The 12,458-nt window shown below is 51.9% G+C and carries 10 protein-coding genes; 2 read left to right on the top strand and 8 right to left on the bottom strand.

What is annotated here, in order from left to right; all coding sequences use genetic code 11:
- Positions 1 to 135 precede the first annotated feature (135 nt).
- Positions 136 to 1,119, bottom strand: a complete 984-nt coding sequence (locus NTX59_11615) for a hypothetical protein (protein ID MCX5786325.1) — start codon at positions 1,117 to 1,119, stop codon at positions 136 to 138.
- A 76-nt stretch (positions 1,120 to 1,195) separates the two neighbouring features.
- On the opposite strand from NTX59_11615, the gene NTX59_11610 reads away from it, so the two are divergent.
- Positions 1,196 to 2,152 (top strand): TerC/Alx family metal homeostasis membrane protein, encoded by a 957-nt coding sequence (locus NTX59_11610; GenBank protein ID MCX5786324.1) that lies wholly within the window; start codon positions 1,196 to 1,198, stop codon positions 2,150 to 2,152.
- A gap of 343 nt (positions 2,153 to 2,495) precedes the next feature.
- On the opposite strand, the gene NTX59_11605 is transcribed toward NTX59_11610, so the two are convergent.
- The 7 genes from NTX59_11605 to NTX59_11575 all read right to left on the bottom strand — a co-directional run bounded on the left by NTX59_11605 (position 2,496) and on the right by NTX59_11575 (position 9,796).
- Complete coding sequence (locus NTX59_11605; GenBank protein ID MCX5786323.1) at positions 2,496 to 3,323, bottom strand: FKBP-type peptidyl-prolyl cis-trans isomerase; 828 nt, start codon at positions 3,321 to 3,323, stop codon at positions 2,496 to 2,498.
- Between the two features lie 128 nt (positions 3,324 to 3,451).
- Positions 3,452 to 4,579, bottom strand: a complete 1,128-nt coding sequence (locus NTX59_11600; GenBank protein MCX5786322.1) for a hypothetical protein — start codon at positions 4,577 to 4,579, stop codon at positions 3,452 to 3,454.
- Positions 4,576 to 4,977: a hypothetical protein gene (locus tag NTX59_11595; protein ID MCX5786321.1), complete on the bottom strand. Its 402-nt coding sequence runs from the start codon at positions 4,975 to 4,977 to the stop codon at positions 4,576 to 4,578. Before NTX59_11595 ends, NTX59_11600 begins: the two co-directional genes overlap by 4 nt.
- Before the next feature lie 307 nt (positions 4,978 to 5,284).
- On the bottom strand, positions 5,285 to 6,559 hold the full coding sequence (locus NTX59_11590) for a nucleotidyltransferase family protein (GenBank protein MCX5786320.1): 1,275 nt from the start codon (positions 6,557 to 6,559) through the stop codon (positions 5,285 to 5,287).
- Positions 6,560 to 6,600: 41 nt separating this feature from the next.
- Complete coding sequence (locus NTX59_11585) at positions 6,601 to 8,421, bottom strand: ABC transporter ATP-binding protein (GenBank protein MCX5786319.1); 1,821 nt, start codon at positions 8,419 to 8,421, stop codon at positions 6,601 to 6,603.
- A gap of 14 nt (positions 8,422 to 8,435) precedes the next feature.
- The gene (locus NTX59_11580; GenBank protein MCX5786318.1) at positions 8,436 to 8,963 is read right to left on the bottom strand and encodes a lasso peptide biosynthesis B2 protein; all 528 of its coding nucleotides are present in this window, start codon (positions 8,961 to 8,963) and stop codon (positions 8,436 to 8,438) included.
- A 509-nt stretch (positions 8,964 to 9,472) separates the two neighbouring features.
- Positions 9,473 to 9,796 carry a PqqD family protein gene (locus NTX59_11575; protein MCX5786317.1) on the bottom strand — a complete coding sequence of 108 codons (324 nt, stop codon included), beginning with the start codon at positions 9,794 to 9,796 and terminating at the stop codon, positions 9,473 to 9,475.
- 469 nt (positions 9,797 to 10,265) lie between these two features.
- Between NTX59_11575 and NTX59_11570 the strand changes: the two genes are divergently transcribed.
- Positions 10,266 to 12,335 carry an HAD hydrolase-like protein gene (locus tag NTX59_11570; GenBank protein MCX5786316.1) on the top strand — a complete coding sequence of 690 codons (2,070 nt, stop codon included), beginning with the start codon at positions 10,266 to 10,268 and terminating at the stop codon, positions 12,333 to 12,335.
- The last annotated feature ends 123 nt before the right edge of the window (positions 12,336 to 12,458 follow it).

Below are 12,458 nucleotides of genomic sequence, written 5' to 3'. Positions count from 1 at the left end.
CTGAAGGTTGATAAGAGGATTTCACCAGTTCCAGCCAGATGCATTAAGGCTTCCGGAATGCGGATAACAATCCCGCGCAAATAAAACTCCGCCGGCTTAAAAAACCGGCGGAGTTCTATTTTTAAAAACGCTCTCTTACTTTTTTGTCGCCGTCCGCATGGCGAAAAGCTTATCCGTGGCGGCCTTTATACCCGAGCGCACGTCGTTTACGCTTTCAACCGGCCACTTGGCCTTGTCGTCGCGCAAAAAGCTGGTTTTATCCGTGCGGTTGTCAAAGCGGCCTATGGGCAGGTGATATTTGGCCTTCCCAGCGCTTATTGTAACCGTGCCGGGAACCTCCGAGGTTTTTTCCAGCCAGTCCATGTCGTCGGTGCCGTAATCGTTCATCATTACATCCATGGGCACGCCGTGGTGCAGTATGGAGCCGGGATCGTTCGGATTGGTGCGGGCTGTGTTTTTGCGGCGCGACTCTTCCGGCGTCACCCACACATAAAGGATGACCGCTTTTTTAAGGATCCTAGGGGAGAATTGGCCGAGCGAATACTGGTAACCGAACGGCGCTTTCAGCGGCATGGCGGAATCGTGCGCGCCGCCGCGGGCGGCTTCTATCACTATAGTTTTGCCGTCAAAAGAAGCCGGGTATGCTGCATGTTTTTCATCCAGCATGGCGCGCGCCTCTTTTTCAAGCGCCGCGGTAACCGTGGCGAGCGTTCCCGCGTCAAGCGCCGAAAGTCTGGGGTTCAGGCCGGCTTTTTTCGCGGCCCTTTCCAGGCGTTCTATCAGGAGCGCCGCAGCGGAAGCGGTTTTTGAAATACGCTTGGCCATAAGGTCGGCATAATCCTCATTGATAAGATGTATCAGCGTGCCCCAGTCCTTCGGATCCGCAAAAGGCCTGTCAGGCGATCTAAAGAATATCCGGGCGCGGCCCATTTTTGCCAGTTCATCGTCGGCGCGGCGCATCATGTGCACATAAGGGAAATCGTCAAGCTGAAGAGTGTCGCCTATGTGAAAATCTTTCCTGAGTTCTCCGGCCGGAACATTGGCAAGATACCGGCGCACCTCCGATTTACCGGAAGCCGGCAGGGCAAGCAGCAGCACTATGTCAAAAGTTTCGTTCATAGAACCTCCGATTAAGAATATGCCTTATTCTAATTTATCTATCCGCGGGTTTCAAGCGCTATTTTTTGTCTTATTCATGATTAAATGTATAATTTCCTTAATGACCCGCCTTGAGATCATGTGGAGCGTTTTTATTGTCACCACGGCCGCGCTTTTTATCGCCGACATAAAGCTTTCCGCCGGCAAAGCGCATGTGATATCCCGCAGGGAATCCATGGCGCTTTGCGGCTTCTGGGTGCTTGTGGCAGGCCTTTTCGGCCTGCTTACCGGCTATATGCTGGGCTATGAAAAAATGCTTGAGTTCTTCACGGGCTATGTGATCGAATACTCGCTTTCCATGGACAACATGTTCGTGTTCCTGCTAATTTTCTCTTATTTCGCCATCCCCGACAAATATCAGCCTAAAATACTCACCTGGGGCATACTTGGCGCCATTATCATGCGCCTCGTGCTTATTTTCGCCGGCATAGGCCTGCTCCACACATTCCACTGGCTTATTTATGTGTTCGGAGCCGTGCTTATTTTGACGGCGGTCAGAATGCTTAAGCAGGAAGAGGAAAAAATGGACCCCGGCAGGAACTTCGTTTTAAAACTGCTGTCCAAATTCATCCCCTTTGACAATTCCGCCGATACGCCTGATTTTTTAATAAAAAAAGGGCTCTGGTACGCCACACCGCTGCTTGCCACGCTTGTGGTGGTGGAAACCTCGGATATTATTTTCGCGGTTGACTCAATACCCGCGGTGCTGGCCGTTTCAACCGATAAATTCGTGGTCTACACTTCCAACGTGTTTGCGGTGGTGGGATTGCGCTCGCTTTATTTTTTCCTCGCCTCGATAATTGATTCTTTCCGTTTTCTGAAAACCGGCATCTCCGTAATACTTTTTTATGTGGGACTAAAAATGCTGCTTTCCAACTTTATCCACATACCGGCCATCCTTTCGCTGGGCGTGGTGCTGGGCCTGTTGGCCGCTTCCATGCTGCTGTCGGCGGTGATGCCGGAAAAGGATAAAAGGGAAGCGAATAGGAAATAGCGAATAGCGGACAGGGGATGCAGTGAACACAGGACAAACCCGAATCCTTCAGTCGAAGGATTCGCCCGAAGGGCAGCTCTTTTGCCCACTGATTCGTGAATTATTGGGCAAAAGGGCTGGGTTGCCCCGCCCTTTTACGACCATAGTGCAATTAGTAAATGCATATTTCCGTTCATTCTGCATTTTGCTTGCACCGGCGCAACCAACTAGCGGAAAAGGGCGGCCCCTCTGGGACGAAAGTTGCAGTTGACTGCAACTTGCGGGCAAATAAAAGGCCGCAGGCGTATAAAGCCTGCGGCCTTTTTGTATGCTTCTGCTATTTTATATTCTGTGTTCTATAATTTTATTTCGCCGGTTTCGCAGCCGGCTTGACTGCGGCGGGCTTTACAACCTTCACTGGCTTTGCGGCTTTCGCGGGGTTCTCCCCCACTGCGACCGCGGGCTTAAGTATTTCAAGCAGCTGCACATCAAATACCAGTGTTGCGCCGCCGGGTATAGCCCCGCCCGCGCCCTGGTCTCCGTAAGCGGTATCTGACGGACATATCAGCTTCGCCTTGCCGCCCACTTTCATTTTCTGGACTCCCTCGGTCCAGCAGGGAATCACGCCGTTAAGCGGGAATTCCGCCGGCGTTCCCCTGTCAACCGAGCTGTCAAAAACCTTGCCGTCCGGAAAGGTGCCGTGATAGTGGACTTTTACCATGTCAGTGGCCTTAGGTGCCGCGCCGGTGCCTTCCGTTACCGGAATATAAACGACCCCGCTTGCCAGTTTCTGGGCGCCTTTTTCCTTGGACATCGCTTCGACAAACGGCTTGTTTTTCTCTTTCTCCTTGTTCACCATCGCAAGCTGTTTCTTGCCCAGATACTCATTAAGTTTCTGGCCGTACGATTCGTCCACCTTTGTTTTTTCCCCGTTCATCGTGTCGGAAAAGCCCATGATAATATATTTGCTTTCCTCGGTAGTAAAACCGAGCTGCTTTATTTTTGAACTGACCGCCGTGCCAAGGAAATACAGGGTTTTCTGGTCGTCGTTCGCGAATAGCCCCCCCTGAGTGTCAAAGGGAACCGCTACCGCTGCCGGCGCCGCTCCCGTGCCTGTCGCCGGAGCCGGAGTCTGGGCCATAAGCCCCGCCGGCAAGGTTACCGCTAAAACCGCAAGAACTATTTTATTCATTGTTTCCTCCTACTATTTTACACATGTTGCAAACTGTCCTGAATATATTACAAAAAAACCGCCTTGGAAATCACTAACCCGGAAAATCGGTCAACCGGTTGAAGGCCCTAGATGGACAAAGGCGGCCCTCAAACAAGTTCCAGCCAGGAGGGCGCGCGCGAAATAGCCTTACTTAACGACGCTACAGGCCGCCTTGCCAGCTCCCGCCCCGGCGGCAGGCTGGAAATGATGCCCGGCAGGGCGCTGAACGCGTATTCCAGCGTTTCAAAGAAGACGCCGCCGCAAAAACGCTCCAGCCGCAAGCGTATCGATGGGTTAAGGAGTTCCTCTCCGACAGCCGCAAATCCCATCGTCAGAATAAAAGCGCGCAAAGCCATATAAAGTCCGGAAACGGCGCTGCCGAGCAGCAGGCCCGCCGATAATGAAGCGGCCATAACCCCCGCCCATACGCCAACGCGCTTCAGCAAGGCGCTCGCGCGCGGATAGGCGCGGACGCAGATAAAGGCGTATAAAGCCGCGCCTCCCAGCATAGCGGCCGCCGGGATTTTACGCCCGGCCGCCATTACCGCCGACACAAACAGTATATGCAGCAGAAGCGCCGCCGTGGAATAGCGGCGGCGGGAGTTTTCACAGTTCCCGCGCGGTTTAAACGACATCCCGGTCGCAATTGGCTCCGGGTTTACCGCTTCTATCTTTCCGGCCCGCATTCCGGCAGCCGCCGCCGCAAGCCCGGCCAAGAAATATGCGGCCAGAAGCAAAATCAGCGGCCACCATAAATTCTGCGGCCCCAGCCCCGCCCGGGAGCGCAGCCATTCAAGCCCCCGGATATAGATGGAAACGGCGTCCGGGCCGTAAAGGATCAGCATCGTGGCCAGTTTCTGCGCCAGCGCCCAGCTCATGGCAAGCCCGCCGGCAAGAAAATAGCCCGCAAAATTCCCGCCCAGCAGGCTGACACCAGCTTCGGCAAGCAGACCCTCCATGGAAATAGCGAACATCGGGCCGAAGATCACCGCGCTGGGCGAAACGGACTTCATGGCCGCGCAGACAAGGCCCGCGCGCCACAGCAGACCGCGCTCCGGCCACAACCGGTGCCCGGCTACAAGTATGGTTATGCCTATGGCGGTAAGAAATTCGCCGGAAAACGGTATGCGCGCATTATGGAGAAAGCTGCCGAGGACTATTTCAGAAGCCGCCCAAAGGCTGCCAAGAACGGCGGCTTTGCGCCAGACAAGACTGTGGTGGACGGGGTTCTTCATGAAAGCGGTGCTATTATAGAGAAGGAGCCGTGCGTAACTCCTTTGAGACCGCGCAACGCGTCGGCCAGACGCTGAAGTTTTTCCGGTCTACCGGTAACAGCGACAACGCAAAGCAGCTTTTTTTCACGCAATATATGCGTTTGCGCGGAAAGGACGCTTTTTGCGTTTTCCAGCAGGAGTCGCTCTATACCCCTGCCCGGACGGAGATCGGAACAAGCGTACATCACGGAAATCGTTCCAGCGCATTCCCGGCCGCCGTTCCAATCCTTTTTCACCAGCGCCCGGCGTATAAAATCAGATATGGCCCGTGAACGGCTGGAGTAGCCCCGTTCCCCGGCTATCTTATCCAGACGGGAGAACAGACCTTTCTCCAGGCAGATGGTGGATCTCTCTTTCATAGTAATACTATTCTAGTAAAAAGTATGAGTGAACGCAAAAAAAATAAACCCCGCCTGATAATTCCGGGGTTATTAAATCTGGTTGCGGGGGCCCGCAATGTTTTTTACAGATACTTTGAAACCTATCAAAAAGTGCTTAAAATCCCTTTTTTCAGGCTGGAAAAGCGGAAAAGTCGGAATAATTGGCATTTTTAGGGGGATTTTTTAAAAATCCGCACAATAAAGGTTCCTACCTACCCAACTTATAAGTATTACATCTTGCAACTTTACAGATTTGCCATCTATTTTGGCGGAATATAGCCTAAGATTACCGGCTATGCCGCGGGGAGCGGCCCACCGGTTCCTCTGTCGGCCCGGCCAGCCAGTTTGCGATATGATTCGTACGGGCAACAAGAGCTTTCAGCAGGGCATCATTTTCATGGAACTTTTTCAGCGTGCGGCCGTGCCGGCGCAGCACATCAATAAAGCGGCGCGGATAACAGCCGTAAATTTTTACAGAATCCATCGGGACCGAATATTGCTCGGCGATAACGGGCCGGGGCAGAAAAACCCGCTGCCAGAAAATACGGATTTTATCCCAAAGGCGTTTGCTGTTCAGAAGTTCCGCAAAAGACACGGGCACCGAGAAGGCAAAGCTTTTGTCGGTGAACACCTGGGCGCGGGCGGTCTCCAGAACAGCTTCCTCCATATCCGCCGGCCGCAGCCTGGCCAGGATATCGTCCGGCACAGACGCGCCTGCCAATTCCCCCGCCAGCCGCAGAGCCAGGTAAACGCCCCTCTGCCAGCCTTGGCTGACAGCCCGTTCCGCAACAGTCTGCCAGTCAAGCGCGGAACCGAAGCGGAGAATGGTTTCCGCGATATCGCAGGAAGGGCGCAACCCAAAAGCGAACTGGTGGTGGTAGGAGGTGTGTAGGCAAAGATGCAGGAGCAGGTCTTCAGGCGCAAGCGACAACGCATCGCAACCGGTAATCTGACCAGGCACGGCGCGCTTCCATAAGCCGCCGGGATCCATGCTGTAGCTTTTACCCGGACCTGTAAGGTTCCAGTGTATTTCAAAAGAAGCATAACCATTCTTGACCATGCGGGGCAGATGATGATGCATCTTGAGGGTGGTATCCGCGCAAATAGGCTGGAGCGGCGTGTAGCCCATAGCCGCCAGGATATCCGAAATCCGCGTAAGATCTGCGGGGCGGGCCAGCACATCGATATCGTTCATTTCCCGAAGCCCGACTTCGTCGTAAACCGCTTCCGCCAGATATATACCCTTAAGCAGGATCAGCGGCATTCCCTCACGCTTCATGGCGGACAAAAGGAGCCGCAATTCTCCGTAATATCGCAGGTTATGCAGGGTGTTGCGGCGGGCAGCCTCCCGAAAGGCTTTTGCCGCTGCAGCAGGCACTGCCCTCTCCAGCCCTTTTTGCCTGAGCCGATGCCACAGCAGGGGCATGACCCGCTGCGTTTTTGCCAAAGCTAGAAAGGCTTGCCAATGTTCCGTTGAAAGACTTGAAAGCCGGGCGACATCTAATCCTGTTTTATCATTCTTTAAACAATCAATCAGGAGCCTGCAATACTTCTGTTCCATCGTTTCCATAGACATCGCCAAATGAATACAGTTTTGAATTCTTAATTATTTTTTCCCCGCATCTGCCGGGTCCAGGATTTTTCATAGCGCCCCTGGGCTGCCAACAGTTCTTCGTGGCTGCCGGATTCAACGATGCGGCCGCTATCCATAACATGAATTACATCCGCCTGTAAGGCGGTCGTGAAGCGATGGGTGATGATCAGGGCTGTCCGGCCGGCGGTGAGCTGGCGAAAACGCAGCAGCCAGTCAGCTTCCGCCCAAGAATCCATAGCGCTGGTCGGCTCATCCAGTATAATGAGTTCCGCGTTTCTAAGAAAGGCGCGCGCCAGGGCCAGGCGCTGCCACTCGCCGCCGCTCAGTTCGGCGCCGCCGAACCATTTCCCCAGCACGGCTTCGTGGGCGCCGGGCAACCGGCTGATAGGTGCATCCGCCCCTGCGGCCCGGGCTGCCGCGGCAATCCGGTCCATATCCGGACGGCTGTCAATGTCCCCGAAAGCGATATTATTGAAGACCGTGTCATGATAGCGCACCGGGTCCTGAAAAAGCACGGTGATCCGCTGCCGCAGCCCCGGAATAGAAAGGGAGCGGATGTCCGTTCCATCGATGAGCAGTCGTCCTTTTTCAGGATCATAAAAACGGCAGAGGAGTTTGATCAGGGTTGTTTTGCCGGCGCCGTTCTCGCCCACCAGCGCCGTGATCTGCCCTGCCGCAATCCGCAGATTGAAGCGCTCCAGGGCGGGCTGCGTCATGCCGCAGTAGCGGAAAGTGACGTTTTGAAACTCTATTTCTTTTCGCAGACCGGGATGGGGAAGCGGTATTTCCGGAGAGCCGATCCGGGGCTCAAGGGCCAGAAATTCAAACAGATTTTCCAAAAACATCATGTTGCGGTAAATCTCTCCGGCGCTGCCCAAAAGCGAACGCAGCATGCGCTGACCCTGGAAAAATGCCTGATAAAAAAGGGCCAGGTCCCCCAGCCGGACCGCGCCTTTTAAGGCCTGACGGCCCATCCAGGCAAGAGCTCCGGCCATACTCCCCAGCCCGATAAGAGCCGCAGTGGCCTGTGCGACTGTTTCGCTGCGGGCAAGCTCTACCCGCTCATGGCGCAATCGTTTACTCAAATTTTTAAAAAGCGTCCTGAAATACGAGCCAAGGCCGAACAGCCGCATTTCAGCCGCCGCCTCCCTCTGGGTGAGCAACATATCATAGTAACTTGTTTTGCGGATGGCCGTGGTGTTTTGGATCCGCCAGCGATGAAAGCGGAGCGTGTGGCGGAGCACTACCAAAAGTGCGGGCAGGGTGCTGAACGCCAGCAACAGGGGTATCCATACCCCGAAGGTAAGAAGAACTCCCCCCATCGCGGCCAAAGTGACAAGGCTTTGCAGCAGGGCGCCCGCGTTTTCCAGCAGGAGGGCCGGCCGGCTAAGGGCGTCTATCCGGGCGCGGTGGAGTTGATCGTAGTAACCGGGATCGTCGTAAAAAGAGAGATCGAGCCGCATGGCCTGCTGATGGATGAGTTGCTGAACGCGGTCCTGCACGCGCTCCGCCTGGGCGACGCTGACCCATCTGCCGATGCTCTGAAACACTTCCATTCCGATCAGCACCAGGACCATGGCAGCGCCCGCCGGAAGCAGCGGCCGCATGGCCCCCCATCCGCCTCCGGCGCCGATCATCGCAGCAATTCCGTTCACAAGCGTCCGGGTCAGATATACCGTGGCGACCGGCAGCAGACCCTGGACCAGGAGCAGGGCCGCCCAAACAACAGCCAATCCTCCGGCCGCCCGCCGGATCAGTTTAAAAGCCTGTGGCAGATAGGGGAGCTGTTGCCGGAGCCGCCCGGCCGCGTCGGCAAGCTGCTTGATCATCCGTTACCAGTCCTTCATTCCCGGCTTTTATCCGGATAGCGCGCCAGAATGTGGTAGCGCTGCGCCGTGTCGTACCCGATAACACCCACTGCGCCATCCTGCAGCCAAACATGGGCGGTTAAGCCGCCGGCGAAGTGTGTTGCGGCGCCATAGTATAAGGTCGTTCCTATGCCAAGCCGGCGCAGTATGCTCTGCGCGGCGATCGCGCGCGCAAAACACGCCGTTTCACCCGGCAGAAACCATGCCGCCTCGTTAATTAGCCCTTGTATTCCCTCGCGCAATCGCTTGCGCTCGTCGCCGGTAATCTTCTCCTTGTGCGGCGTGTAGGATCTTAATAAAGATGATTTCCATATCCGCTCACGCCGGGCATAAGAGGCTTCCGGTAATTCAGCCGGACGCTTGAAATACGATGTCAACCATCTAAAAGGAATCACCCGCAGGGACAGACGGGCGAGAATCAGACAGGATATTACCTCAAGCAGATAGCTGCGGACCGGCGGTGAAAACCGGCGGAATCTGACCAGTCTTTGCTTTACCCACATATATCAATCCGGGTTTCAGCATCTCTTTTTTCTGCTGTTTTGGGCTTTTCAAAATGCTTCCGCAAGCACATCATCAGTTTCGCGGCCGTCAGCAGAAATGCCGCGTTGCGCCGCCGCATCTCCGCGGGCGCGTTGGCGAGATCGTTCCATCCGCCAACATCTGAAAAGCGCTCTCTTAGGACGTTAACCCCGCATCAACTCCCTGCCCCGAGCCCGAAAGCGCTTCATTCAAGGGTATGCGCTCTAAGGTCGGCGTGCGCCAGGGGCGGAGTGTGGAACGATTCACTGTTTCAACCACGCTCGGAACAACCGCTTCATTCTGAGTTCGAATGGGTTCTTTCTCTTGCATGTTGTCCTCCATGTAATAATTAAATTTTCAATATCTTTGACCAAACATTATACCAAACACACGGTACACAGACACTATGGCCGGGCTCAAATGCCAACGGCAGAGTCATAATCACATATTCCACCCGTGAATATAGTGAAAAAATAGACACCTCCTCAGTTCATGGCGCCGTTGAAGCCCGGCCGGGCGCTTCGCCGATTACCTGCGCTAGTTCTGCGTCACAAAGCGCCTGTAACAGCGCGAGCGTCTCGCGCAGGCAAGTTGCCTCGTCCACCGCGAACTCCTGCCGCAATTGCGCGCACACCGCGCTGACCGGCATAGGGGCGGATATCAACTCCCACACTCTCCCCGCCGTTTCATTGAGCGAATAGCAATAACCGGCCTGCGCGTCGATGGCCAGCAGTTCGTCGTCCAACTGGCTGAACGGCACATCTTTGCCGCGCTTGATTATGTTGGCGGAATTTATTTTGGTTGCGGGTCCCATGGTTTCGTATCCTCCCTGCCTTTTAGTATCACTCGGCTTTCGGTTCTGCGTCTCGTCAATAAATAATTCCGCATACTAAGATCTGCAGTAAACATGAGGGCCATTATCGTTAGCACTCCCACCATCTGAAACTTCCGGACGCTAAAAAGATTTGTAAAAGCATTGCACTCTCGCTATAATACAAAAAGCAGGGCTATTTAGTAAATTTTATGAAATTTCTCCGCAGCCTGGCGGTTGTCGGACGGGTGAATGTGTGGGAGTCGGTCAGTCGTCAGCCGGGGAAAGGTCTATTTCTTCGTATAAGTCAGCCCGCGGATCCGACTGGGAGTCGTCGTCAGGCGGACCTCAAGCTTTGGGGGCTGGCTATTGAGGCACCGTCCACCGAAAGGGACGTAAACAGATAAGCCACCCTTCCGCTTTGTATGTTCAGCGCTCTACTCGACCAATTTAAAGAAGGGACCGAACGCAAATGGCTGCAATAAATTTTGATAATATCCTGCAGTCGCATTTTAAGGTGTATAGCTTTGATGTCTTTGATACCGTGGCGACCAGAAGAACAGCTACTCCAATAGGCCTATTTATGATCATTCAAAAAGTACTATTAGAGAAGAATGATTGCTTGCCCAAACAGTTAACGGAGAATTTTACTGAAATACGTATCATGGCAGAACAGGAGGCTCGGAGGATTACCCGCAATGAAGAAGTGACGCTTGATGAAATTTACGGAATAGTGGCGCAAAAATTTAATCTATCGCATAACATTCGGGATTCGCTGGCGTCCTTAGAGATTGACCAGGAGCTGCAAGAGACTCGACCTGTGCCGCAGATGGTCCATCTTTTAAATTCTTTATACGAGAAAAATAAACGAATAATTTTTACTTCGGACACATATTTGCCTAAAGATGCAATTAAAAAGATTCTTGTAACTTTTGGGGTGTATAAGGCGGATGCGGCTCTTTACTGTTCGAGTGAGTTATTAATTACAAAAGCGTCAGGTAAATTATTTAAGAAAATTCTTCTTCTCGAGGGTTGTTCACCGCGCGATATGGTGCATATAGGGGACAATTTTCACGTTGATATATTACAGGCCGGGAAAGCAGGCATCAAAACGCTTTATTACAGCGATACTCAGCTCAGCAGATACGAAAACATACTTCTTTACGGGTCACGGTATGGTCCTAGCGGTCATCCCTCTAATTATGTTTGGCAAATAATTGCCGGAGCTTCTCGTTTGGTTCGGTTAAACTCGCACATAAAAACTACCCGCTATCGCACTCTGTCTAACCTTGGAGGCAGTATTGCTTGTCCGATTTTTCTTATATATGTAATTTGGCTCTTGCGAGAAGCGAAGAAAAACAATATACAGCGGTTATATTTTCTTTCGCGCGATGGCCAAATACTCTTGGAGATAGCAAAATACGTGAACGGCGCATTAGGCATGAATATCGAATTGAGGTATTTGTATGCCTCAAGACAAGCGCTTTCATTGCCGGGATTAAGTGAAATCAACAAAAATGCGCTTTCCTGGATGATGTCACAAGACCCATATTGTTCCATTAATATATTTGCCCGAAGAGTGGGCTTAAATCCTGCTGTAGTGCAAAAAGAACTTCAAACCGTAGCGCATAGAAGAATTAATACCAATAAAAATCTGAATCCTCAAGAGAGAGCTCACCTTATTGGTTTAATTAAAGGCCCATTGTTGTCATCATTAATTCTCAATAATGCAAAGAAGGCGAAAATCGCTGCGGCCGATTATTTTCAGCAAGCTGGTTTTTTTGATAAAATCCGCTGGGGGATCGTCGATTTGGGTTGGATGGGGCATCTCCAATCCGCACTACGTGAAATCCTGAATTATGCAGGCTATGCCGCTACCGCAATTCACGGATTTTATTTTGGAATAATAAAAGGGAATATATTTATTGAAAACGATACAAATAAAAAAGATAGTTTTTTCTTTTCGGAAAAATCCCCCCACTTTGTTTATAGTACGGGATTTCAAGCTATAAATTTTTTTGAAATCTTTACAACTGCATACCACGGCTCTGTTATGTCTTATTGTTATGGAGAAGAAGATAAGCCATGCCCTAGATTTAATAATATGAACCACTACAATATTAAAGAATGGGGATTAGATCATCTTCGTTCTGGGTACCAGTATTTTCTTAAGACGATCCCAACCGATTTCATTAATGATTTAAGATTAAATGAATTGTTTTTGGAAGAATATAAAAGGAGAAGTTGCGAATTAATGAAGTGTTTAATGAATGATCCGTCGAGAGAAGAGGCGGAGGCACTTGGTGACTATCGTTTTAGCGGCGATCAAACAGAAACCGTAATGAGGAGGTTTGCTCCGCCATTCTCTGTCATGGAGGCGCTCAGATTTCATTTTTTAGACCGTTGCAAATCAATGAATATGACCTTTTGGTGGCGGGGAACATGGGCTCGCAGTAACCTGATAAATAAAATATTTCTTTCTTCAAAATTTAAGATCTTTGCTCAAAAAATGTGTTCTATGGGTGTAAAATTGAAAAATTGAGTGCGCCATTTCAGCTAAAGATTTCTCTCAATCTTTCAGAAAAGTTTAAAACCCCACAGATCTTCTTTACAGGAAAAGAGCAAGCCCTTGCAGAGAATTTTTGGACGGTAAATGCTTTTACGG

It is taken from the genome of Elusimicrobiota bacterium, assembly GCA_026388155.1.
In the GTDB taxonomy this organism is placed as follows: domain Bacteria; phylum Elusimicrobiota; class Elusimicrobia; order Elusimicrobiales; family UBA9959; genus UBA9634.
The sequence above is the reverse complement of the archived record's forward strand: the minus strand, read 5'-3'. Positions and strand labels throughout refer to the sequence as shown.

Coding starts and splice junctions, on each gene's coding strand:
- NTX59_11615 (MCX5786325.1), bottom strand. CDS start 1,119: ATGAACGAAACTTTTGACATAGTGCTGCTGCTTGCCCTGCCGGCTTCC.
- NTX59_11580 (MCX5786318.1), bottom strand. CDS start 8,963: ATGTGGGTAAAGCAAAGACTGGTCAGATTCCGCCGGTTTTCACCGCCG.
- NTX59_11570 (MCX5786316.1), top strand. CDS start 10,266: ATGGCTGCAATAAATTTTGATAATATCCTGCAGTCGCATTTTAAGGTG.
- NTX59_11590 (MCX5786320.1), bottom strand. CDS start 6,559: ATGGAACAGAAGTATTGCAGGCTCCTGATTGATTGTTTAAAGAATGAT.
- NTX59_11600 (MCX5786322.1), bottom strand. CDS start 4,579: ATGAAGAACCCCGTCCACCACAGTCTTGTCTGGCGCAAAGCCGCCGTT.
- NTX59_11595 (MCX5786321.1), bottom strand. CDS start 4,977: ATGAAAGAGAGATCCACCATCTGCCTGGAGAAAGGTCTGTTCTCCCGT.
- NTX59_11605 (MCX5786323.1), bottom strand. CDS start 3,323: ATGAATAAAATAGTTCTTGCGGTTTTAGCGGTAACCTTGCCGGCGGGG.
- NTX59_11585 (MCX5786319.1), bottom strand. CDS start 8,421: ATGATCAAGCAGCTTGCCGACGCGGCCGGGCGGCTCCGGCAACAGCTC.
- NTX59_11610 (MCX5786324.1), top strand. CDS start 1,196: ATGATTAAATGTATAATTTCCTTAATGACCCGCCTTGAGATCATGTGG.
- NTX59_11575 (MCX5786317.1), bottom strand. CDS start 9,796: ATGGGACCCGCAACCAAAATAAATTCCGCCAACATAATCAAGCGCGGC.